We start from the raw sequence: 22,334 nt of genomic DNA on the forward strand, positions 1-22,334 counted from the left end.
CGCCGCCACTCTTCCGGCCCATTTCCGTCACCGAGCGTGCCCGGCCGCGCGGGGTGTGATCTCCGCCCACCGGCCGGTCCTCCATTGCGTGCGGGTTGTCCACCGGGTAAGCCTTGCGCCCGGAGGTGCCTAGTGTCCAGTTCCACCGCTGTGGCCCAGACCGCACGACGTGCGGGCCTGTTCCGCGCATCGTTTTCGACCTATCGCGAGTTCGCGCTCGGCAAATGGTTCGACATCAGTGCCGCACTGGGCTTCTCCGCCGACCGGTCGCGGGCGTCCTCCGCCGAACTCGACGGGTTGCTCGGCGCGTGGGCGGACCGGACCGCCGGTGCCGAACCGGAATACCCGTCGTTCGTTTCCCGCGACGGTTTTCCGATGGAGTTCTCGGTGAGCTGGCGTGGTGGTGTGCCGGAAGTGCGGGTGTTGTTCGAAACACCGGGGGAGGCGCCGACGGCGTGGGCGGCGCAGGAGGCCGGGCGGGCGTTGACGCGTTCGCTCGCCGGACGGCCGGGTGTCTCGCTCGCCCGGTACCTGGCCGTGGAGGACCTGTTCGTGGTGCCCGACCCGGCGCCGTTCCGGCCCACCGTGTGGCACTCGATGGCGTACCGGCCCGGTGAGCGGGCGCGGTACAAGGTCTACCTGAACCCGCAGGCGCACGGCTGTGCCGCCGTACCGGAGGTGATGGCCGCGGCGATGGCGAGACTCGGGCTCTCGTCGGCGTGGCGCGGTGTGGCGTCCTCGCTCACCGAACTCGCCGCCGAGGGCCACGACCTGGAGTTCGTCGCGCTGGATCTGGCGGACGCGCCGGACGCGCGGGTGAAGGTGTACTTCCGGCACACGGGGCGCGTCGACCTGGACCGCGTGGCGTCGTTCGCGCGGACGCACGACCCGGTGCTCGCCCAGCCCGCGTACCGCGACGTGTACGGACCGCCGGGGCTGCCGGACAACGAGCCGATGACCTGCCTGGCGTTCCGCGCGGGCGCGGGAGGGGCCGAGGAGGCGAACATCTACCTGCGCCTGCCCAGCGAGGTGTCGTCCGACGCGGAGGCCGCGGCACGCATCACGTCGGTGATGCGGCGGTTCGGGGTGGACCACCACCAGTACCGGGCGGTGGTCGACGCGCTCGCGCCGCAGCCGTTGGAGACGATGGTGGGGATGCACGAGCTGCTCAGCTTCCGGACCACCTCGCGGCGGCCGGACCTGGGCGTGTACTTCCGGTTCGCGGTGCACGACACGGCGGTGGCGGGCGCGCACGCGTGACGTTGCGCGGGTCTCCGGTCGATGGGGGACCCGCGCACCGTCAGGCCGTGTGGACCGCCGCGTGCTTCAGCTCGCGTAGACGTGGAACCCGCGGCCGCTCTTCTTGCCCAGCAGGCCCGCGTCGACCATGCGCAGCAGCAGCGGCGGCGGCGAGTACAGGGGCTCCTTGAACTCCTCGTACATCGACTCGGCGATCGCCTTGGTGGTGTCCAGGCCGATCAGGTCGGCCAGGCGCAGCGGACCCATCGGGTGCGCGCAGCCCAGCACCATGCCGTTGTCGATGTCCTCCGCGCTGGCGAACCCGGACTCCAGCATCCGGATCGAGGACAGCAGGTAGGGGATGAGCAGGGCGTTCACCACGAAGCCCGCCCGGTCCTGCGACCGGATGACCTCCTTGTGCAGGACGCCGGTCACGAACTCCTCGGCGCGGGACCGCGTCTCCTCGCCGGTCAGCAGCGACGGCACCAGCTCGACCAGCTTCAGCACCGGGACGGGGTTGAAGAAGTGCACCCCGACCACCTGCTCCGGCCGGGTGGTGGCCATGCCCAGCTTCATGATCGGGATGGAGGACGTGTTCGAGGCGAAGATCGCCTTCGGGTCCTCGACGACCTTGTCCAGCGCGCTGAAGATCTCGGTCTTGACCTGCTCGTTCTCCGCGACCGCCTCGACGACCAGGTTGCGGTCGGCGAGGTCGGCGAGGTCGGTGGTGAACCGGAGGCGCTCCAGTGCGGCGTCCCGGTCCTCGGCGGTCAGCTTGCCGCTGCGCACACCCTTGCCCAACGAGGAGGCGATCCGCCCCCGCGCGGCTTCGGTGGCGTCCGGGCTGACTTCGGCCACCAGCACGTCGAGGCCGGCGCGCGCGCAGACCTCGGCGATACCGGAGCCCATCAGCCCGGACCCCACCACTCCAACACGTCGAATGTCACTCACGCCCCGATCCTGCCAGGGCGGTGGCGGGGTGGCACAACCTCCACCCGCCGGTCCGCTGCCCGGTGCGTGGGGGGTGACCTGGTGGTTCGTCGGCGGTGGGAGTGCTCGGGGCGGGGTTGGCCGCTGCGCGCGCCGGGTCAGTCGAGTTCCCGTTCGGCGCGGGCGATCGCGGCGAACTCCTCCTCCGGCGCCGAGGCGACCAGGTGGTGTCTGCTGTAGAACCAGAAGTAGGTCAGCGCCAGGGCCACCGCGCCCGCCGTGATGCCGGCGGCCAACGGGTCCACGACGAAGGTCGCCACCACGGCGGCCAGCGCCAGCACCAGGGCCGCGCCGGTCGTCACCACGCCTCCCGGTGTCCGGTACGGGCGGGGCATGGCGGGTTCGCGTCGACGCAGCACGATGTGCGACACCATCATCAGCACGTACGACAGGGCGGCGCCGAAGACCGCGATGTCGATCAGCAGCGCGCCGTTCCCGGTCACCGCGGCGAGGGCGAACCCGAGCACGCCCGGCACGAGCAGCGCCGCGCGGGGGGTCCGCCGTCGGCCCGTCCGGGACAGCCACCGCGGCAGGTAACCCGCCCGGGACAACGCGAAGAGTTGCCGCGAGTACGCGTATATCAGCGAGAAGAAGCTCGCCACCAACCCCGCCAGGCCGACGTGGTTCACCAGGCGCGAGAGCACGTTGTCCCCGCCGTACGCCGCGCGCACCGCGTCCGGCAACGGGTTGTCGGACGCCTGCAACGCGCCCGCGCCCGCGCCGCCCGGTGCGAGCACCAGGATCGCCACCGCGAACAACAGCAGCACGGCCATCGCCGCGATGATGCCGCGCGGCACGTCGCGCTTCGGGTCGCGCGCCTCCTCGGCGGCCAGGGGGACGCCTTCCACGGCCAGGAAGAACCAGATGCCGTACACCAACGCACCCAACACGCCGGTGATGCCGAACGGGAGGAAGCCCCCGCCCGCCAGGTCGAACAGCCGGTCGGCGTCGAACTTCGGCACCATGCCGACCACGAACGCCAGCAGCGCCACGACCGCGACGCCGGTGATCGCGAACATCAACCGCAACGCCTCGCCCACCCCGTACAGGTGCACGCCGACGAAGACCGCGAAGCACACCAGGTACACCGGCCAGGAATTCGTCAGGCCGAACAGGCCGATGGCCTCCACGTAGCCACCGATGAAGACCGCGATGGCGGCAGGTGCGACGGCGTACTCCACGAGGATGGCGACGCCGGTCGCGAAACCACCCAGGGGACCCAGGGCACGCCGCGCGAAGCCGTAACCGGCGCCCGCGGCCGGCAGCGCGGCGGCCAACTCGGCCAGGTCGAAGACCATGCACCCGTACATCACGGCCATGAGCGCGGTCGCGATCAGCAGGCCGCCCCACCCACCCCGGGCGAGCCCGAAGTTCCAGCCCGCGAAATCGCCGGACACGACGTAGGAGACCCCGAGCCCGGCCAGCAGGACCCACCCCGCCGCACCACGTCGCAACCGCCGGTGCTCCAGGTACTCGCGCCCCACCCGCTCGCACTCGACGTGCTCGGCCATCCGGACTCCAATGGGTCGGTAGCGTTGCCCTCGCACGGTGACGTGGGTCACTCGACCGTGTCAACAAGCCGAGTGTGCGACGCCCCTCGCCGGTGGGGGGCGCTGTGCCGGGAAAACCGTTGTGGGAGCGGGAAAAGCGAGCGTGCGGGTGGCGCGGAGCCGAGCACTCCTCCGGTTCGGCGCGGGTGGCGTGCGTCACCCGGGCGGTGCCAGGATTGGCGCGGCCGACCTTCTGGAGGCAGGTGCGGATGCTCACCGTCGAGGAGTTGCGCGGGCTGGTCGACGCCGGGGAGATCGACACGGTCCTGGTGGCGGTGGTGGACATGCAGGGCCGGCTCCAGGGCAAGCGCTGCGCCGCGCGCCACTTCCTCGACGTGGTGCTGCCCGAGGCCGCCGAGGGGTGCGACTACCTGCTCGCCGTGGACGTGGAGATGAACACCGTCGACGGGTACACCGCCTCCTCCTGGGACACCGGCTACGGCGACTTCGTGATGAAGCCCGACCTGTCCACGCTGCGCCGCGTCCCGTGGCACGAGGGCACCGCCCTGGTGCTGTGCGACGTCGAACGACAGGACGGCGAACCGGTGGCGGTCTCGCCGCGGCAGGTGTTGCGCCGCCAGCTCGACCGCCTCGCCGAACGCGGGCTGCACGCGTTCGTCGGCACCGAACTGGAGTTCATCCTCTTCGACGACACCTACGAGGACGCCTGGCGGCGCGGGTACCGCGACCTCACCCCGGCCAACCAGTACAACGTCGACTACTCGCTGCTCGGCACGGCACGCGTCGAGCCGCTGCTGCGCGACATCCGCAACCACATGGCGGGCGCGGGCCTGGCGGTGGAGTCCGCCAAGGGCGAGTGCAGCCCCGGCCAGCACGAGATCGCGTTCCGCTTCAAGGAAGCCCTCGTCACGTGCGACAACCACAGCGTCTACAAAACCGGTGCGAAGGAGATCGCCGCGCAGCACGGCCGGTCGCTGACGTTCATGGCCAAGTACGACCAGCACGAGGGCAATTCCTGCCACGTGCACCTCAGCCTGCGGACGGCGGACGGTGAACCGGTGTTCGCCGCCGGGTCGGGCATGTCGCCGCTGATGGAGTCCTTCCTCGCGGGCCAGCTCGCCGCGTTGCGCGAGCTGACCTGCTTCCTCGCCCCGAACGTCAACTCCTACAAGCGGTTCGTCGCGGGCAGCTTCGCGCCGACGGCCGTCGCCTGGGGCCGGGACAACCGGACGTGCGCCCTGCGGGTGGTGGGGCACGGCCCGTCGCTGCGGTTCGAGAACCGGGTGCCGGGCGGCGACGTCAACCCGTACCTGGCGGTCGCGGCGCTGATCGCGGCCGGCCTGCACGGCCTGGAGCACGACCTCCGCCTGCCGGACGAGTTCACCGGCAACGCCTACGCCGCCGACCTCCCGACCGTGCCCGGGACCCTGCGCGACGCGGCCTCGTTGTTCGCCCGCAGCGACATCGCCCGCGACGCGTTCGGCCGGGACGTGGTGGACCACTACCTCAACGCCGCCCGCGTCGAGCTGGCGGCGTACGACTCGACCGTGACCGACTGGGAGCGCATCCGTGGTTTCGAACGGCTCTAGGCCGCTGATCGGCGTCACCACCTACCTGGAGCGCACGCGGTTCGGCGTGTGGGACGTGCCGGCCGCCGTGCTGCACCGCGACTACCTCGACTCGGTGGTGCGCGCGGGCGGCAACCCGGTGCTGCTGCCGCCGGTCGGCGTGTGGGACGCGTCGGCCATCGGCTTCCTCGACGGCCTGGTGCTGGCGGGTGGCGCGGACGTCGACCCCGCGCGGTACGGCCGGCCGCGGGACACCCGGACCGGCCCGCCGCGGCCCGACCGGGACGCCGCCGAGCTGGAGCTGGTGCGGGCCGCCCTCAAGCTCGACCTGCCGCTGCTCGGCGTGTGCCGGGGTATGCAGGTGCTCAACGTCGCCCTCGGCGGCACGCTGGCCCAGCACGTCGAGGGCCACAACCCGGCGCCCGCGGCGTTCGAGCACACCGGCGTCGCCGTCGCGCCCGGCACCCTGCTGGCCGGCGTCGTCGGCCTCGCCACCACCGTGCACTGCCACCACCACCAGGCGGTGGACGACCTCGGCGACGGGCTGCGGGTCGTGGCGAGCGCGCCGGACGGCACGGTGGAGGCGGTCGAGCTGCCGGGCTCGCGGTTCGTGCTCGGCGTCCAGTCGCACCCGGAGGCCGACAGCGAGGACGACCGCCTGTTCGCCGCGCTGGTCGCCGCCACGGCGGGCGGTGTCGGCCGGTGACCGCGTTCGACGTGGTGGACCCGGCCACCGCGCGGGTGCTGCGCACCGTCGAACTCGCCTCGCTGGAGGAGACCGACGCGGCGATCGACCGGGCGCGGGCCGCGTTCCCGGCGTGGCGTGACGTCGCGCCGGGCGACCGGGCGCGGCTGCTGCGCCGGTTCGCGGAGGCGGTGGACGGGGCGTTGGAGGAGCTGGCCGGGCTGGAGGTGCGCAACGCCGGGCACACCATCGCCAACGCGCGGTGGGAGGCGGGCAACGTCCGCGACGTCCTGCACTACTACGCCGCCGCGCCGGAACGCCTGTTCGGCAGGCAGATACCGGTGCCGGGCGGGTGGGACGTGACGTTCCGGGAACCGCTCGGCGTGGTCGGCGTGATCGTGCCGTGGAACTTCCCGATGCCCATCGCGGGCTGGGGCTTCGCGCCCGCGCTCGCGGCGGGCAACACGGTGGTGCTCAAGCCCGCCGAACTCACGCCGCTGACCGCGTTGAAGCTGGCCGAGCTGGCCCGCGCGGCCGGCATCCCGGAGGACGTGTTCCAGGTGCTGCCGGGCGCGGGACCCGTGGTGGGGCGGCGGTTCGTGACGCACCCGGCGGTGCGCAAGGTCGTGTTCACCGGGTCGACGCGGGTCGGCAAGGAGGTCATGGCGGGCTGCGCCGAGCAGGTCAAGCGGGTGACGCTGGAACTCGGCGGCAAGTCGGCCAACATCGTGTTTGCCGACGCCGACCTGGAGCGGGCCGCGGCCACCGCGCCGCAGGGGGCGTTCGACAACGCGGGCCAGGACTGCTGCGCGCGGTCGCGCATCCTGGTCCAGGCGTCGGTGTACGACCGGTTCATGGAGCTGCTGGAACCGGCCGTGCGCGGTGTCGTGGTCGGCGACCCCGGCGACGAGGCGACCGCGATGGGGCCGTTGATCTCCGCAGCGCACCTGGCGAAGGTCTCCTCCTACGTGCCCGACGACGCGCCCGTGGCGTTCCGCGGCTCCGCGCCGGGCGGACCCGGGTACTGGTTCCCCCCGACGGTCCTCGCGCCCGTCGCGCCGGACGCGCCGGTCGCCGTGGACGAGGTCTTCGGCCCCGTCGTCGTGGTCCTGCCGTTCGAGGACGAGGAGGACGCCGTGCGGCTCGCGAACCACGGCGAGTACGGCCTGTCCGGCTCCGTCTGGACCCGGGACGTGGGGCGCGCGCTGCGCGTCTCGCGGGGTGTGGAGGCGGGGAACCTGTCGGTCAACTCGCACTCCTCGGTGCGGTACTGGACGCCGTTCGGCGGGTTCAAGCAGTCCGGCCTCGGCCGGGAACTCGGACCGGACGCGCCGGACGCGTTCACCGAGACCAAGAACGTGTTCATCGCCCACTGAGACCGGGAGAGACATGGCAGAGCGACTGGCGGGCCGGGTGGCGGTCGTCACGGGCGGCGGCAGCGGTATCGGGCTGGCGTCGACGCGCCGCCTGGCCGAGGAGGGCGCGCGGGTCGTCGTCGCGGACGTCGACGGCGACACCGGCAAGGCCGCCGCCGACGCGGTGGGCGGTCTGTTCGTGCAGGTCGACGTGACCGACGAGGAGCAGGTCGCCGCGCTCTACCAGACCGCCGCGGACGCCTACGGCGCGGTGGACGTCGCGTTCAACAACGCGGGCATCTCGCCGCCCGAGGACGACTCGGTGCTCACCACCGGCATCGAGGCGTGGGACCGGGTGCAGAAGGTCAACCTGACCTCGGTGTACCTGTGCTGCAAGCACGCCATCCCGCACATGCTGCGGCGAGGTCGGGGGTCGGTGATCAACACGGCGTCGTTCGTGGCGACCATGGGCGCGGCCACGTCGCAGATCTCCTACACGGCGTCCAAGGGCGGTGTGCTGGCGATGAGCCGGGAGCTGGGCGTCCAGTTCGCGCGCTCGGGCGTGCGGGTCAACGCCCTGTCGCCCGGCCCGGTCAACACGCCGCTGCTGCGGGAGCTGTTCGCCGCGGACCCGGAGCGGGCCGCGCGGCGGCTGGTGCACGTGCCGCTGGGCCGGTTCGCCGAGCCGGAGGAGATCGCCGCCGCCGTGGCGTTCCTGGCCAGTGACGACTCCTCGTTCATCACGGCGTCGAACTTCCTCGTGGACGGGGGGATCTCGGGGGCCTACGTGACACCGCTGTGAGTGGGCGGTGTGGAGCGGCCGGTGGAGGCGGGGCGGCGGGGAGCGGTGTCCGGGGGTGCGGTCGCCCGGGTGGGTGGGCCGGTGGCGGTGTCGCGGTCGTGGGGGCGGTTCGGCGTGGTCGTCCGCGCACGTCGGACGTGTCGGCGGAAATGGCGTGGGTGACCACCGATAACATCTGACGGAACAGGGTCCCGCCTACCGGAGGAGTCATCGTGTCCCAGCCACGTCCCGCAGCCGCTCTCGCCCCACCGCGCGTGGTGGTGCCGGCGGGGACCACCGCGGGCACGGCGGTCCGGGAGGCGGGTCTGCCGGGCAAGGGCCCGGACGCGATCGTCGTCGTCCGGGACGCCGAGGGCCACCTGCGCGACCTGTCGTGGCAGCCGGCGGTGGAGGTCGAGGTCGAGGCGGTCGCCGCCGACACGCCCGACGGCCGCTCCGTGATCCGCCACTCGGCCGCGCACGTGCTCGCGCAGGCCGTCCAGCAGCAGTTCCCCGAGGCCAAGCTCGGCATCGGCCCGCCCGTCAAGGACGGCTTCTACTACGACTTCCAGGTCGACCGCCCGTTCACGCCCGAGGACCTCCAGGCGCTGGAGAAGCGCATGAAGCAGATCATCAAGGGCGCGCAGCGGTTCGACCGGCGGGTGGTGGAGTCGGTCGACGCCGCGAAGGCCGAGCTGGCGGCCGAGCCGTTCAAGCTGGAGCTGGTGGACATCAAGTCCGATGTCGACACGGCGGAGGTCATGGAGGTCGGCGGCGGCGAGCTGACGATCTACGACAACCTCGACCCGCGCACCGGCGAGCGCGTCTGGGGCGACCTGTGCCGCGGGCCGCACGTGCCGACGACCAAGCACGTCCCGGCGTTCAAGCTCACCCGCGTCGCCGCCGCCTACTGGCGCGGCAACGAGAACAACCCGCAGCTCCAGCGCATCTACGGCACGGCGTGGGAGTCGGCGGAGGCGCTGGACGCGCACCTGGAGATGCTGGCCGAGGCCGAGCGCCGCGACCACCGCAAGCTGGGCGTGGAGCTGGACCTGTTCAGCTTCCCGGACGAGCTGGGCTCCGGCCTGGCCGTGTTCCACCCGAAGGGCGGCATCGTCCGCCGCGAGCTGGAGGACTACTCGCGCCGCCGGCACGAGGAGTCGGACTACGAGTTCGTCTACACGCCGCACATCAGCAAGAGCGGCCTGTTCCACACGTCCGGCCACCTGCCGTACTACGCGGACACCATGTTCCCGCCGATCGAGTTCGAGGGCGAGGACTACTACCTCAAGGCCATGAACTGCCCGATGCACAACCTGATCTTCAGGTCCCGCGGGCGGTCCTACCGCGAGCTGCCGCTGCGGCTGTTCGAGTTCGGCACGGTCTACCGGTACGAGAAGTCCGGTGTGGTGCACGGCCTGACCCGGGTGCGCGGTCTGACGATGGACGACTCGCACATCTACTGCACCAAGGAGCAGATGCCGGGTGAGCTGCGGTCGCTGCTCAAGTTCGTGCTCGACCTGCTCGCCGACTACGGCCTGAGCGACTTCTACCTGGAGCTGTCCACGCGGGACGACTCGCCGAAGTTCATCGGTGACCCGGAGGAGTGGGCGGAGGCCACCGAGACGTTGCGCCGGGCCGCCGAGGACTCCGGGCTCGAACTGGTGCCGGACCCGGGTGGCGCGGCCTACTACGGCCCCAAGATCTCCGTGCAGGCGAAGGACGCCATCGGCCGGTCGTGGCAGATGTCGACCATCCAGCTCGACTTCAACCAGCCCAAGCGGTTCGAGCTGGAGTACACCGCGCCGGACGGCTCGCGCCAGCGGCCGATCATGATCCACCGCGCGTTGTTCGGCTCGATCGAGCGCTTCTTCGGCGTGCTCACCGAGCACTACGCGGGCGCGTTCCCGGCGTGGCTCGCGCCGGTGCAGGTGGTGGGCATCCCCATCGCGAGCGACCACGTCGAGCACCTGGAGCAGGTGGCGGCGGCGCTGCGGGAGCACAAGATCCGGGTGGACGTGGACGCCTCGGACGACCGGATGCAGAAGAAGATCCGCAACCACACCACGCAGAAGGTGCCGTTCATGCTGCTCGCGGGCGGCAAGGACGTGGAGGAGGGCGCGGTGTCGTTCCGGTTCCGCGACGGCACCCAGGTCAACGGCGTGCCGGTGGCACGCGCGGTGGAGACCATCGTGGACTGGGTGGCGCGCCGCGAGAACGCCTCACCCACGGCGGAACTCGTCCGGTGACACCCGAGTACGAGGAGCAGGACGGGGTCGGGGTCCACGACGCGTTGCAGCGGCTGTGGACCCCGCACCGCATGTCCTACGTGCGTGGTGAGGGCAAGGCGGACGGCGACGAGCCGGCGGGCTGCCCGTTCTGCCGCGCGATCGGGCTGGACGACGTGGACGGCCTGATCGTGGCGCGCGGCGAGCTGGTGTTCGCGGTGCTCAACCTCTACCCGTACAACCCGGGTCACCTGATGGTGTTGCCGTACCGGCACGTGCCGGACTACACGGACCTCGATCCTGCTGAGACGGTGGAGTTCGCCCGGTTCACGCAGCACGCCATGCGGGTGATCCGCGCGGTCTCCGGGCCGCACGGGTTCAACATCGGCATGAACCAGGGCGTGGTGGCGGGTGCGGGCATCGCCGCGCACCTGCACCAGCACGTGGTGCCCCGATGGGGTGGCGACTCGAACTTCATGCCGGTCGTGGGCCACACGAAGGTGTTGCCGCAGTTGCTGGGCGAAACACGCCGGCTCCTGTCGGACGCCTGGTCAGAGCACTAGGACCCTGCTCGGCAGGTCGCATATCCACCCTTTCCGAATGGGGTGGTTTCGCACGTGCAGGTGGAATTGCACCTGCACGTGCGTTTCGCTCGCAACCCGGATACCCGTGGTCGGCGTGTTCTGGATCACCACGAAGTGATGAGTCAACGCGCGGTATTCCCTGTGTGGCCGATCGTCAGGGGCACCCGGTCATCGATAACGTGCGTTTCATGACCGCACCTGAGCGTTCGCGGCTGGCCCGAGAACGGCTCTCGCGCGAGTTACGCAGGCTGCGCACGGAGGCCAAGATGACCGGCACGGCCACCGCGCGGGCGACCGGGATGAGCCAATCCAAGTTGTCGAAGATCGAGAACGGAATGCTCCTCCCGTCCGTGACCGACGTGGAGCGACTGGTCGCCGAGTTGTCGGCGACCAGGGAGACCAGGGTCGAGTTGGTCGAGCTGGCGCGCCAGCTGCACGCCGAGGCGGAGACCCGCCGGGTGGTGCTGCACCGCGGCGCGCACCGGCACCAGCAGACCGTGGCGAGGATCGAGGCCCGTGCGACGACCAGTCGCTTTTTCCAGAACGCCGGCGTTCCGGCGTTGTTGCAGAGCGAGAACTATTTGAGAGTGGTGCTCAGCGCCACGCCCTCCCACGAGCAGGACACCGCGATCGCGACGTTGCGCAGTCGGCGGGCGCGGATGGACGACGTGGGCAAGCGGTTCGTCTTCCTGCTGGCGGAGGCGGCGCTGCGGTGGCGGATGGGCTCGGCCGACCTGATGTGCGAGCAGATCGAGCACCTCGGGCAGCTCATGCGAAGACCCAATGTCCAACTGGGCGTGGTGCCCTGGACGGCGGACGCGAACCTGGTGGCGCTGCACGGGTTCCAGGTCTACGACGAGCGGGTCGTGACGTTGAGCGTGCTGACCGGGAACGCGACCATCACCGATCCCCACGACGTGCGGGAGTACCTGACGCTGTTCGGGCGGCTGGAACGGCTCGCCGTGCGGGGTGAGGCGCTGGAGGACCTGCTGGAGCAGATCTCCAGGGACCACCGCAAGCTCGGCTGAGCTGGGTCGTTAGGCTGCCGGGGACCCAGTCGTCCCCGCCGGTAGGTGCAGTCACCGCCCCATGCTGAACATCTTCGCCCGCGCGTCCGTCTCGCGCGTCACCGATCCGATCGGGGCGTGGCTGCTGCGGCGCGGCCTCACCCCGAACACCGTCACGGTGCTGGGCACCGTCGGCTCCGTCGCCGCGTCGCTGTGGTTCATCCCGCGCGGGCAGCTTTTCGCCGGCGCGGCCGTGGTCACCGCGTTCGTGCTGTTCGACCTGATCGACGGCGCGATGGCGCGCGCGCAGGGCGGTGGCACGGCGTACGGCGCCGTCCTGGACGCGAGTTGCGACCGCGTCGCGGACGGCGCCCTGTTCGCCGCCATCGCCTGGTGGTGCTTCGGGCAGGACGAGCGGGGCCTGGCCGCCGCGGCGCTGGTGGCGCTGGTCGGCGCGCAGGTGACGTCGTACGTGAAGGCGCGGGCGGAGGCGTCCGGCCTCGCCGCCGACGGCGGCCTGGCCGAGCGGGCGGAGCGGTTCATCATCGCGCTGGTCGGCGTCGGCCTGCACGGGCTGGGCGTGCCCTACGTCCTGCCCGTGGCGCTGTACCTGCTGGCGGTGCTGGTCGTGCTCACCGTGGCGCAGCGGTTGGTGGCCGTGCGGCGGTCGGCGAAGGAGCTGTCGTCGTGAAGGAGCGGCTGGCCGACCTCGGGTTCGCGGCGGGCTGGCGGCTGCTCGGGCTGCTGCCGGAGCGGTGGGCGGCCGGGTTGTTCGACCGGGGCGCGGACCGGGCCGCGCGTCGTGACGGCCCCGGTGTCCGGCAGCTCCGGGCCAACCTGGCGCGCGTCGTGCCGCGTGCGGGCGCGGCCGAGCTGGACGAACTGGTCCGGCTGTCGATGCGCTCCTACGCGCGGTACTGGCGGGAGGCGTTCCGGCTGCCGTCGACGGACCTCGCGGCCGTGCGGTCCCCCGAGCGGTGGACCGTCACCGGCATCGAGAACCTGGACGCGGCCGTGGCGGCGGGCAACGGCGCCGTCCTCGCCCTGCCGCACTCGGGCAACTGGGACATGGCGGGCGTGTGGCTGGTCGGGCACTGCGGCACGTTCACCACCGTCGCCGAGCGCCTCAAGCCGGAATCGCTGTACCGCCGGTTCATCGAGTTCCGCGAGGGCCTGGGCTTCGAGGTGCTGCCGCTGACCGGCGGCGACCGCAACCCGGCCGCCGTGCTCGCCGAGCGGCTGCGTGCCAACGGCGTGATCTGCCTGCTCGCCGACCGCGACCTGACGGCGGGCGGCGTGCCGGTGACGTTCTTCGGCGAGCGCACCCTGATGCCCGCCGGACCGGCGCACCTGGCGGCCACGACCGGCGCGGCGCTGCTGCCGGTCGGGATGTGGTTCACGGCCGACGGCTGGGCGTTCCGGGTGCACCCGCCGATCCGGGTCGCGGGCGTGCGCGGCGTCGGCGCGGCGACCCAGTCGCTGGCCGACGTGTTCGCCGCCGACATCGCCGCCCACCCCACGGACTGGCACATGCTCCAGCAGCTGTGGCTGGCCGACCTGCCCGAGACCAGGCAGCGGGCGCTGGCCCGGGTGCTGGCGCGCAGGGGGGTCGCGGGGTGAGGGTCGGCATAGTCTGCCCGTACTCCTTCGAGGTGCCCGGAGGGGTGCAGGCGCACGTGGTCGACCTGGCGCGCGCGCTGCGGTCGCTGGGGCACCAGGTGGAGGTGCTCGGCCCGGCCGACGACGACACCCCGGTGCCGGAGTTCGTGACGCCCACCGGTCGCGCGGTCGGCATCCCGTACAACGGGTCGGTGGCGCGCCTGTCGTTCGGGCCGGTGTCGTTCGCGCGGGTGCGGCGGTGGATCGGCGAGCACGAGTTCGACGTGCTGCACCTGCACGAGCCGACCGCGCCCTCGCTGTCCATGCTCGCGCTCATGCTGGCGGACGGGCCGATCGTGGCCACGTTCCACACCTCCACGCCGCGGTCGAAGATGCTGTCGGCGTTCCAGGTCGTGCTCCAGCCGTTCCTGGAGAAGATCACCGCCCGGATCGCGGTGTCCGCGCTGGCCAGGCGGGTGCAGGTGGAGCACCTGGGCGGGGACGCGGTGGAGATCCCGAACGGCGTCGACGTGGGCTTCTTCGCCGACGCCGAACCGCTGCCGGGCTACCCGCGGCCCGGCGGCGCGGTCGGGTTCGTCGGCCGGTTCACCGAGCCCCGCAAGGGGATGCCGGTGCTGCTGGAGGCGTTCCGCGCGCTGGACGACGACGTGCGGCTGCTGATCGTCGGGCGCGGCGACGAGGCCGAGCTGCGCAAGGCCGCCGGGCGGGAGCTGGCGGCCCGCATGGACTTCCTGGGCATGGTGGACGACGAGACCAAGGCACGCGCGCTGCGCAGCGTGGACGTGTACTGCGCCCCGAACACCGGCGGCGAGAGCTTCGGCATCATCCTCACCGAGGCCATGTCCGCCGGGACGGCGGTGGTGGCGAGCGACCTCGACGCGTTCCGCCGGGTGCTGGACGACGGGCGGGCGGGCGTGCTGACCCCGGTCGGCGAACCGGCAGCGCTCGCGGCGGCGTTGCGCGACCTGCTGGCGGACCCGGCGCGGCGCGCGGGCTACGTGGACGCGGCGCGGCAGCGGGTGATGACCTACGACTGGTCGGTGGTGGCCGGGCAGGTGCTCCGGGTGTACGAGAGCGCCATGGCCGCCGACCCGCGACGGGTGGGTGAGGCGTGACCAGTTCCGGGATGGCGTCGGCGTTCCTGGTGCTGCTCGGCCTGCTGGTGCTGGTGGGCCCGTGGGTGCTGGGCACCGCCAACCGGCTGGACCGGCTGCACGTGCGCACGGACGCCGCGTGGGCCGCGCTGGACGCGGCGCTGGCGCGGCGGGCCGTGGTGACGCGGGCCGTCGCGGCGGTGTGCGACCAGGCGGGGCTGCGTGCGGCGGCCGACCGGGCGGAGCGGGCCGCGCGCCCGGACCGCGAGGCGGCGGAGAACGAGCTGAGCGGCCTGCTCGCCGACCTCGACCGGTCGGCGCTCGCGCCCGCGCTGGCGGCGGAGCTGTCCGACGCCGAGCAACGCGTGGTGCTGGCCAGGCGCGTGCACAACGACGCCGTGCGGGACACGCTGGCGTTGCGGCGGTGGCGGCTGGTGCGCTGGCTGCGCCTCGCGGGCACCGCGCCGACGCCGGCGTACTTCGAGATCGCCGAACCGGCCGCGGACGTGCCGACGCAGCGCGTGTCGGCGCGGGTGGTGCTGGTCGACGGCGACGACCGCGTGCTGTTGTTCGAGGGGTTCGACCCGGCGCGGCCGGACGAGTTGTTCTGGTTCACCGTGGGCGGCGGGGTGGAGCCCGCCGAGGACCTGCGGGCGGCGGCCCTGCGCGAGGCGCACGAGGAGACGGGGCTGCGGCTCGTGCCGGACGACCTCGCGGGCCCGGTGTGGAAGCGCCAGGCGGTGTTCCGCTTCGACGGCCTGAGCTACGCCGCCGAGGAGTGGTTCTTCGTGGCGCGGACGACCGCGGCGGAGGTCGACACGTCCCGCTTCAACGACCTGGAACGCCGCACCATCCTCCGCCACCGGTGGTGGTCGGTGGCCGAGCTGCGCGCCACCGACGCCACCGTGTACCCGGTCCAGCTGGCCGAGCTGCTGCCGGACGCGCTCGCCGGCTGGGACGGGACGACGCGCCCGGTCCGCTGACCGCGCACGGCGTCAGAGCACGAAGGTCGCGATCATCTGGCCGAGCAGGCGGACGTCGGCGTGGCCCCGGAACTCCAGGCGGACCTGGCCCAGGCCGGAGAACCAGAGGTCCAGTTCGGCGTCCATGTCGAAGGTGCCGGCGGTTTCGATGGAGAACGCCTGCACGCGGCTGTAGGGCAGCGACGTGAAGTCCTTCTTGCGGCCCGTCATGCCCTGCACGTTGACCGCGATCACGCGCTTGTCGGTGAACACCACGAAGTCGCGCACCGTCTTGAAGCACGACACGATGCGCTCGCCCTGGATCAGGATCGGCGACACCTGCGGTGCGATGTCCTCCGGTCGGCACGGCGCGAGCTTGAACACGGATGCTTTCTCGAAGTCGATCACGGCTCCGACGGTACCCGCCGCCGGGCGCCGACCGGGCGCCTCCAACCCGATTCCAGGGCGGGTATCGGGGACATCCCGGAGATTCGATGCACCCGGAGCGGGGGTGTTCCGGGGCGCGACCCGCCCCGGAACCGCCCGTCACGCCCAGCCGGCCGCGTTCGTCGCCGTCTCGCGCGAGATGCCCGAACCGGTGCCCGGGAAACCACCGAACCGGTCCGCGTGCAGGTGCGCGAAGAAGTAGGGCATCCTCTCGCACTCGGCGTCCTGGACGGCCATGCGCGGATCGGCCGCCACGGCCGTGTAGAACTCCCGCCCCAGCACCACGATGAAACCCCGCGCGTACAGGAAACCGTCGTCCGAGCCGTCGGTCACCTCGTGCACGTCCTGGCGGTCGATGTCGTGCATCTTGCGCTCCACGACCGCGTCCAGCGCCGTCAGCTCCTCGCTGGACAGCCCCTCGGTGGCGGTGCGCAGCGCGTCGAGCACCGCGTCCAGGTGGTCGTCCAGCTCGTCCACCGCCGCGAAGCCGTCGTCCTCCTCCGGCACCCGCTTGGCCAACGCCGCGCGCACACCGTTCGCCTCGGGGCCCGCCCCGGCCCAGGCGTCTTCCAGCAGAGCCCAGAACCGGGCTTCATCGGTCTCGAATGTCACGGTGCGGACCCTAGCGGCGAGGTCCGACAATTCGGACCGCCGGGTCCGCGACCAGCGCCTTCAGACCGCCGGCAGGACGTCTTCCCCGTACGCGGCCAGCGTTTCGGCCTTCGCGTCGTGCATCAGGTACAGCGCGAAGTTGTCCACGCCCAGCTCGCGCAGCTCGTGCAGCCGCTCCACGTGCGCCGCCGCCGGGCCCAGCAGGCAGAAGCGGTCCACGACGGAGTCCGGCACGAAGTCCGCCGACCGGTTGCCCGCCCGGCCGTGGTGCGCGTAGTCGTACTCGCGCCTGCCCTTGATGTAGTCGGTCAACGCCACGGGCACGGCGCCCTGGTCGCCGTACCGGGCCACCAGGTCGGCCACGTGGTTGCCGACCATGCCGCCGAACCAGCGCAACTGGTCCCGCTGGTGCGCCAGGTCCCGCCCGACGTACGCGGGCGCGGCCACGCACACCGTGACGTCGTCCGGGGCGCGGCCGGCGGCCACCGCCGCGTCCCGCACCGCGCCGATGGTCCAGCGGGCGATGTCCGGGTCGGCGGTCTGGAGGATGAACCCGTCGGCCTGCTCACCCGCCAGCTTCAACGCACGCGGCCCGTACGCGGCCATCCACATCTCCAGCTTCCCGTCCCGCACCCACGGGATGCGGACCGGCGTGCCGTGGTGGAGCACCTCGCGGCCCTCGGCCAGCCCCTTCACCACGGTCATCGCCGCGGCGAGCGTGGCCAGCGACGCGGGCGGACGCCCGATCACCCGCCGTGCCGAGTCGCCGCGCCCGATGCCGCACACGGTGCGGTTGCCGAACATGTCGTTCAACGTCGCGAACAACGACGCGAGCACCGACCAGTCCCGGGTGACCGGGTTGGTCACCATCGGGCCGACCACGAGGTCCTTGGTCGCGGCCAGCACCTGCGAGTAGATGACGAACGGCTCCTGCCACAGCACGGTCGAGTCGAACGTCCAGCCGTAGCGGAAACCGCTGTCCTCGGCGGTTCTCAGCGCCGCGACCACGTCACGCGCGGGCGGGTCGGTCTGCAACACCACGCCGAAGTCCACGACGCCTCCTACACCAGGTACTCGTTCGGCCCGCGGGTGAGGAACCGGCCGTGCCCGACCGCGCCCCGGAAACCGGACCCGTCCACGACGACCCGCCCGCGCGACAACACCACGTCGACCTTCCCGGTCAGCTCGAAACCCTCGTACGCCGAGTAGTCCACGTTCATGTGGTGCGTCGCCGCCGAGATGGTCTGCCGCGCGTTCGGGTCGTACACGACGAGGTCCGCGTCCGCGCCGGGCGCGACCACGCCCTTGCGGGGGTGCAGCCCGAACAGCCGGGCGGGCGTGGTGGAGCAGATCTCCACCCACCGCGCCAGGCCGATCTCGCCCCGCACCACGCCCTGGTGCAGCAGGTCGACCCGGTGCTCGACGCCCGGTATCCCGTTGGGGATGCGGGAGAAGTCGCCGCGCCCGAGTTCCTTCTGCTCCGCGAAGCAGAACGGGCAGTGGTCGGTGGACACCGCGGACAGGGCGTTGGTGCGCAGCCCGCGCCACAGCTCCGCCTGGTGCCAGGCGGGGCGCGGCGGGGGAGAGGCGACGTACTTCGCACCCTCGAAACCCGGTTTCGCCAGGTCCGCCAGCGACAGGTAGAGGTACTGCGGGCACGTCTCGGCGAACACGTTGCGCCCTTCCGCACGGGCCCGGCCCACCGCGTCCAGCGCCTGCGCCGCCGACAGGTGCACGACGTACAGCGGGCAGCCGGTGACCGCCGCCAGGGTGATCGCGCGGGACGTGGCCTCGCCCTCCAGTTCGGGTGGTCGGGTCAGCCCGTGCTCCACGGGTGCGGTGCGGCCCTCGGCGAGGGCCCGCGCGACGAGCTGGTCGATCGCGATGCCGTTCTCGGCGTGCATCATGACCGTCGCGCCGATCTCCCGCGACCTGGCCATCGCGCGCAGGATCTCGCCGTCGGTGGCGTAGAAGACGCCGGGGTAGGCCATGAACAGCTTGAACGTGTTCACGCCCGCGTTCGCGCAGGACTCCATCTCCTTCAGCGACGTGTCGTTGACGTCGGAGACGATCATGTGGAACCCGTAGTCGACCGCGCAGTTCCCGTCCGCCTTGGCGTGCCACCGGTCCAGGGTCGAGAGCAGCGATGCGCCCTTGGCCTGCACGGCGAAGTCGATGATCGTCGTGGTGCCGCCCCACGCCGCCGCCGTGGTGCCGGTGGCGAACGTGTCCGCCGAGAACGTGCCGCCGAACGGCATCTCCATGTGCGTGTGCGCGTCGACCGCGCCGGGGATCACGTACTTCCCGGTGGCGTCCACGACCTCGTCCGCCTCGACCGGGAAGCCCGGTGCGAGCAGCGCGGCGACGCGCTCGCCCACCACCAGCACGTCCGCCTCGACGGCGCCGGTCGCGTTCACCACCAGCCCGCCCGCGACCAGGGTGCTCATGGCCGCACCAGCGGTTCGTACGTGTCCGGGCGGCGGTCGCGGTAGAACGCCCACAGGTCCCGGACCTCGGCGAGCCGGTCCATGTCCAGGTCCCGGACCACGACCTCCCCCGCGGTGTCGGACGCGGCCTCGCCGACGAGCTGCCCGCGCGGGTCCACGAAGTAGGACTGGCCGTAGAAGTCGTTGTCCCCCAGCGGCTCCACGCCGACGCGGTTGATCGTGCCGACGAAGAACTCGTTGGCCACCGCGGCGGCGGGCTGCTCCAGCCGCCACAGGTACTCGGACAGGCCGCGCGAGGTCGCGGACGGGTTGAACACGATCCGCGCGCCGCCCAGCCCGAGCGCCCGCCAGCCCTCCGGGAAGTGGCGCTCGTAGCAGATGTAGACGCCGATCCGGCCGACCGCCGTGTCGAACACCGGGTAGCCGAGGTTGCCGGGTCGGAAGTAGAACTTCTCCCAGAAGCCCCGCACCTGCGGGATGTGGTTCTTGCGGTGCTTGCCGAGGTACGTGCCGTCGGCGTCGATCACGGCCGCGGTGTTGAAGTAGACGCCGGGTTGCTCCTCCTCGTACACCGGCACCACCAGCACGACGCCGTGCCGCGCGGCCACCTCCCGCATCAGCTCGGTGGTCGGCCCGTCCGGGACGCCTTCGGCGTACGAGTAGTACGCCGTGTCCTGCACCTGGCAGAAATACGGTCCGTAGAACAGCTCTTGCAGGCACACGACCTGCGCGCCTCGCGACGCGGCGGTGGCGATCGCCGACACCGCGTTCGCGATCATCGAGTCCTTGTCACCGGTCCACTCCTGCTGGACCAGACCCGCGCGGACGGTGTTGCTCACGCGTCCTCCCTCCGGGGTGGCCGGGCCGGGCGACGTCCGGGGTCCCACCGGGACGGGTGTGACCTGGGCCGGGGGTGGTCGCCCGCCCCGGCCAGGCTTGTGAAAATCCCTCACATGAGTGGGACTGCGGGATTTCCACCCGAAATCCTCAGCGCGTCGCGCGTGTGCTGGGCAGTGTCAAAGTGTTCATGCTTGTGGTCTTCTGACAACACAGTGTTCATCGTGGACCGGTGCTCCGGTCCACCGCGCGCGGAATGGTCCCTCCGGCGCTCTCCGGACCCTCGACTGGGTGTGTCCGTTCACCTACCGTCGGTTGGATGAAGCTCGAACTGAGACACCTGCGCGTGGTGTGCGCCATCGCCGACGCGGGCAGCCTCTCGAAGGCGTCTTCCTTGCTGGGCCTGGCGCAACCCGCGCTCACCGCGCAACTGCACCGGATCGAGGGCCTGCTCGGGGGCAAGCTGTTCGAGCGCGATCACAAGGGCGCGCGTCCCACCACGCTCGGCGAACTGGTGCTGGAGCGGGCCCGCGTGCTGCTGCCGGCGTTCTCCCGCCTCCAGGAGGACGCGCTGCGCCTGGTCGACGACACCATGCCCACCGAGCGGTACCGGGTGGGCGCGGTGAACGGTCCGATGCTCGGCGGTGTCGTGCACCGGATCACCGAGTCGCACCCGGGCGCGCACGTCAGCACCCAGGTCTCGTGGTCGAACGAGGAGTTGGCGTCCGCGGTCGCCCAGGGGCGGCTGGACTACGTGCTGGCCGCCGTCTGCGGTGACGCGCCACCCCCGTCCGACCACGGGCTCACCTGGAGCCTGATCGCGGTCGACCCGATCTTCGTGCTCATGCCCGAGGACCACCCCTTCACCCTGCTGGAAGAGGTGGAGCTGGGCGCCCTCAAGGACATGCAGTGGGCCGTGGTGCCCGGCGACGGCTGCTTCGGCGAGTGCTTCGTGGCCGCGTGCAGCCGCTCCGGCTTCACACCGCGCACGATGTACGAGGTGGACATCAACAGCTGCATCGACCTGGCCTCGTCCGGGGACGCGGTCGCGCTGTGCCAACCCACCTTCCGCCGCGCGCCCGGCGTGGTCGCGATGCCCATCGCCGGCGCTCCGCTGCGCTGGCGGCACCTGATCGGCTGGGACCCGGAGAGCCCCGCCGCCGCCTTCGGACCGCAGGTGCTGCGGTACGCGGGTGAGGCGTACCGGGAAACCGCGGAGCGCAACCCCCGCTACACCGCGTGGCTGCGCGGCCACCCGGAGTTCGGCGTCGTGCGCAATCACGCGGCGGTGCCGTGAGCACCTGCCCGTTGAAATCCCCTGCCATAACTCCGTCGTATGACCTATCCGTTATCACCGCGCCCGTGCGGTGCGAATTACTGCTCACGGGGAATTACCGCCTTTCTGCGCGGGGGCGTTCCGCCGACGACGTGGTCGGGGTGACCCGGTCGGGTCCACTCCGGACCGGTGCGCTCGTCGACCGCCACCCCGCCACGCGCGACCCGGCGCACGGCGTCCGGGCGCACCGCGACTCCGGCGGTCGTCCGCCGGGGGTCACCGGCCCCTGAAACCCGGGGGAGCGGAAACCGTCGCGGGTCCGTGCCGAGTCTCCCCGGCGTGGGCCCGCGACGGGCCGTCCACCGTGGACGGACACGTGGCGTGTCGTCGACCGCCCGTCCGTGGCATCTCGTTCGGGTGAGCGGTGATCCGCGGTGTCGTTCACCCTATCGAGCGGGTGTGGTCGGCAGGCCGGGCTGCCGATGAGGGAGGGGTCAACCGTTTCGGTCCCCGAACCCCTGATGGGAACATCGTGTCTGCACACCGCCCGCGTGGACTCCTGCGTGCCGCCGCCCTGCTCGCCGTCGGCGCGTCGCCCCTGCTCGTCGGCGCCGCCTCGGCCGCCGAGGCGCCGCTGGACATCGCGGAGAACCAGCTCGGCAAGACCTCCAACGTCGACGTGGACGTGACCAAGACGATCACGGGCGCCGTGCCCGGCAAGGCGCTGCCGTCCCCGGCGAACCTCGTGCCCGTGAACCTCCCGGTGCTCGGTACGCCGGTTCCGCTGACCGCGCCGCCCGCCGCGCCCGGCGCGGTCACCCCGGGCGCGGTCACCCCCGGCCCGGTCACCCCCGGTTCGTCCGCCACCGGCGCGGTCACGCCGGGTTCGGTCACCCCGGCGTCCGCACCGGTCGCGTCCGCACCGCGGCTGCCCAGCGCCGCCCAGGCCCGCGACCTCCCGGTGAAGGGCGACATCACCGCACCGGGCGTGTCGAAGCCGGTGGGTCCGGTGCCCCCGCTGAAGTCCGCCACCCTGCCCGGCCTGGCGGACCAGGCGAAGCCGGCCGTGCCGCTGCCGCCGCTGGGCTGAG

21 protein-coding genes are annotated in these 22,334 nt (G+C 72.2%); 14 read left to right on the forward strand and 7 right to left on the reverse strand.

Going from position 1 to position 22,334, the window contains the following annotated elements; translation table 11 throughout:
• Window positions 1-132 precede the first annotated feature (132 nt).
• Entirely contained in the window at window positions 133-1,260 is a 1,128-nt protein-coding gene (locus KZQ38_RS10380) for a tryptophan dimethylallyltransferase family protein (protein ID WP_219440596.1), read from the forward strand.
• 66 nt (window positions 1,261-1,326) lie between these two features.
• Here KZQ38_RS10380 and KZQ38_RS10385 read toward each other — a convergent pair whose 3' ends face one another.
• The gene (locus tag KZQ38_RS10385) at window positions 1,327-2,190 is read right to left on the reverse strand and encodes a 3-hydroxybutyryl-CoA dehydrogenase (RefSeq protein WP_219440598.1); all 864 of its coding nucleotides are present in this window, start codon (window positions 2,188-2,190) and stop codon (window positions 1,327-1,329) included.
• Window positions 2,191-2,327: 137 nt separating this feature from the next.
• Window positions 2,328-3,740 (reverse strand): ethanolamine permease, encoded by a 1,413-nt coding sequence (gene eat / locus KZQ38_RS10390; RefSeq protein WP_219440600.1) that lies wholly within the window; start codon window positions 3,738-3,740, stop codon window positions 2,328-2,330.
• 248 nt (window positions 3,741-3,988) lie between these two features.
• On the opposite strand from eat, the gene KZQ38_RS10395 reads away from it, so the two are divergent.
• The 11 genes from KZQ38_RS10395 (at window position 3,989) to KZQ38_RS10445 (ending at window position 15,645) form a co-directional block, all read left to right on the forward strand.
• Entirely contained in the window at window positions 3,989-5,329 is a 1,341-nt protein-coding gene (locus tag KZQ38_RS10395) for a glutamine synthetase family protein (protein WP_219440603.1), read from the forward strand.
• On the forward strand, window positions 5,310-6,014 hold the full coding sequence (locus tag KZQ38_RS10400; RefSeq protein WP_219440605.1) for a gamma-glutamyl-gamma-aminobutyrate hydrolase family protein: 705 nt from the start codon (window positions 5,310-5,312) through the stop codon (window positions 6,012-6,014). The genes KZQ38_RS10395 and KZQ38_RS10400 overlap by 20 nt, the downstream gene beginning before the upstream one ends.
• On the forward strand, window positions 6,011-7,369 hold the full coding sequence (locus tag KZQ38_RS10405; protein WP_219440607.1) for an aldehyde dehydrogenase family protein: 1,359 nt from the start codon (window positions 6,011-6,013) through the stop codon (window positions 7,367-7,369). The genes KZQ38_RS10400 and KZQ38_RS10405 overlap by 4 nt, the downstream gene beginning before the upstream one ends.
• Window positions 7,370-7,382: 13 nt before the next feature.
• Window positions 7,383-8,150, forward strand: coding sequence for a 3-oxoacyl-ACP reductase (locus KZQ38_RS10410; protein WP_219440609.1), 768 nt, complete (start codon window positions 7,383-7,385; stop codon window positions 8,148-8,150).
• Between the two features lie 212 nt (window positions 8,151-8,362).
• Complete coding sequence (thrS, locus tag KZQ38_RS10415; RefSeq protein WP_219440618.1) at window positions 8,363-10,378, forward strand: threonine--tRNA ligase; 2,016 nt, start codon at window positions 8,363-8,365, stop codon at window positions 10,376-10,378.
• On the forward strand, window positions 10,375-10,920 hold the full coding sequence (locus tag KZQ38_RS10420) for an HIT family protein (RefSeq protein ID WP_308258334.1): 546 nt from the start codon (window positions 10,375-10,377) through the stop codon (window positions 10,918-10,920). Before thrS ends, KZQ38_RS10420 begins: the two co-directional genes overlap by 4 nt.
• A 209-nt stretch (window positions 10,921-11,129) precedes the next feature.
• Complete coding sequence (locus KZQ38_RS10425) at window positions 11,130-11,969, forward strand: helix-turn-helix domain-containing protein (protein ID WP_219440620.1); 840 nt, start codon at window positions 11,130-11,132, stop codon at window positions 11,967-11,969.
• Between the two features lie 61 nt (window positions 11,970-12,030).
• A complete protein-coding gene (gene pgsA, locus KZQ38_RS10430) occupies window positions 12,031-12,639 on the forward strand; it encodes a phosphatidylinositol phosphate synthase (protein ID WP_219440622.1) in 609 nt (202 codons plus the stop codon).
• The gene (locus tag KZQ38_RS10435) at window positions 12,636-13,568 is read left to right on the forward strand and encodes a phosphatidylinositol mannoside acyltransferase (RefSeq protein WP_219440624.1); all 933 of its coding nucleotides are present in this window, start codon (window positions 12,636-12,638) and stop codon (window positions 13,566-13,568) included. Before pgsA ends, KZQ38_RS10435 begins: the two co-directional genes overlap by 4 nt.
• Window positions 13,565-14,683: a glycosyltransferase family 4 protein gene (locus KZQ38_RS10440; protein ID WP_219440626.1), complete on the forward strand. Its 1,119-nt coding sequence runs from the start codon at window positions 13,565-13,567 to the stop codon at window positions 14,681-14,683. Before KZQ38_RS10435 ends, KZQ38_RS10440 begins: the two co-directional genes overlap by 4 nt.
• Window positions 14,680-15,645 carry an NUDIX hydrolase gene (locus KZQ38_RS10445; RefSeq protein ID WP_308258335.1) on the forward strand — a complete coding sequence of 322 codons (966 nt, stop codon included), beginning with the start codon at window positions 14,680-14,682 and terminating at the stop codon, window positions 15,643-15,645. Before KZQ38_RS10440 ends, KZQ38_RS10445 begins: the two co-directional genes overlap by 4 nt.
• Before the next feature lie 12 nt (window positions 15,646-15,657).
• On the opposite strand, the gene KZQ38_RS10450 is transcribed toward KZQ38_RS10445, so the two are convergent.
• From KZQ38_RS10450 to KZQ38_RS10470, 5 genes are all read right to left on the reverse strand, one after another.
• Window positions 15,658-16,032, reverse strand: coding sequence for a PH domain-containing protein (locus KZQ38_RS10450; protein WP_219440628.1), 375 nt, complete (start codon window positions 16,030-16,032; stop codon window positions 15,658-15,660).
• Between the two features lie 138 nt (window positions 16,033-16,170).
• A complete protein-coding gene (locus KZQ38_RS10455) occupies window positions 16,171-16,683 on the reverse strand; it encodes a DUF4240 domain-containing protein (protein ID WP_308258336.1) in 513 nt (170 codons plus the stop codon).
• A gap of 60 nt (window positions 16,684-16,743) precedes the next feature.
• On the reverse strand, window positions 16,744-17,736 hold the full coding sequence (locus KZQ38_RS10460; RefSeq protein WP_219440632.1) for a TIGR03842 family LLM class F420-dependent oxidoreductase: 993 nt from the start codon (window positions 17,734-17,736) through the stop codon (window positions 16,744-16,746).
• An 8-nt stretch (window positions 17,737-17,744) separates the two neighbouring features.
• On the reverse strand, window positions 17,745-19,130 hold the full coding sequence (gene hydA, locus KZQ38_RS10465; RefSeq protein WP_219440634.1) for a dihydropyrimidinase: 1,386 nt from the start codon (window positions 19,128-19,130) through the stop codon (window positions 17,745-17,747).
• The gene (locus KZQ38_RS10470; protein WP_219440637.1) at window positions 19,127-19,969 is read right to left on the reverse strand and encodes a nitrilase-related carbon-nitrogen hydrolase; all 843 of its coding nucleotides are present in this window, start codon (window positions 19,967-19,969) and stop codon (window positions 19,127-19,129) included. Before KZQ38_RS10470 ends, hydA begins: the two co-directional genes overlap by 4 nt.
• A gap of 317 nt (window positions 19,970-20,286) precedes the next feature.
• Between KZQ38_RS10470 and KZQ38_RS10475 the strand changes: the two genes are divergently transcribed.
• Together KZQ38_RS10475 and KZQ38_RS10480 are read left to right on the forward strand one after the other, a co-directional pair.
• Entirely contained in the window at window positions 20,287-21,264 is a 978-nt protein-coding gene (locus KZQ38_RS10475; protein WP_219440639.1) for a LysR family transcriptional regulator, read from the forward strand.
• 511 nt (window positions 21,265-21,775) lie between these two features.
• Window positions 21,776-22,333 carry a hypothetical protein gene (locus KZQ38_RS10480; RefSeq protein WP_219440641.1) on the forward strand — a complete coding sequence of 186 codons (558 nt, stop codon included), beginning with the start codon at window positions 21,776-21,778 and terminating at the stop codon, window positions 22,331-22,333.
• Window position 22,334: the final 1 nt, after the last annotated feature.

Source organism: Saccharothrix obliqua, from assembly GCF_019375475.1.
In the GTDB taxonomy this organism is placed as follows: domain Bacteria; phylum Actinomycetota; class Actinomycetes; order Mycobacteriales; family Pseudonocardiaceae; genus Actinosynnema; species Actinosynnema obliqua.

Excerpts from the sequence above, each read along its gene's own strand:
- eat (WP_219440600.1), bottom strand. The coding sequence starts at position 3,740 with ATGGCCGAGCACGTCGAGTGCGAGCGGGTGGGGCGCGAGTACCTGGAG.
- KZQ38_RS10395 (WP_219440603.1), top strand. The coding sequence starts at position 3,989 with ATGCTCACCGTCGAGGAGTTGCGCGGGCTGGTCGACGCCGGGGAGATC.
- KZQ38_RS10410 (WP_219440609.1), top strand. The coding sequence starts at position 7,383 with ATGGCAGAGCGACTGGCGGGCCGGGTGGCGGTCGTCACGGGCGGCGGC.
- KZQ38_RS10425 (WP_219440620.1), top strand. The coding sequence starts at position 11,130 with ATGACCGCACCTGAGCGTTCGCGGCTGGCCCGAGAACGGCTCTCGCGC.
- pgsA (WP_219440622.1), top strand. The coding sequence starts at position 12,031 with ATGCTGAACATCTTCGCCCGCGCGTCCGTCTCGCGCGTCACCGATCCG.
- hydA (WP_219440634.1), bottom strand. The coding sequence starts at position 19,130 with ATGAGCACCCTGGTCGCGGGCGGGCTGGTGGTGAACGCGACCGGCGCC.
- KZQ38_RS10475 (WP_219440639.1), top strand. The coding sequence starts at position 20,287 with ATGAAGCTCGAACTGAGACACCTGCGCGTGGTGTGCGCCATCGCCGAC.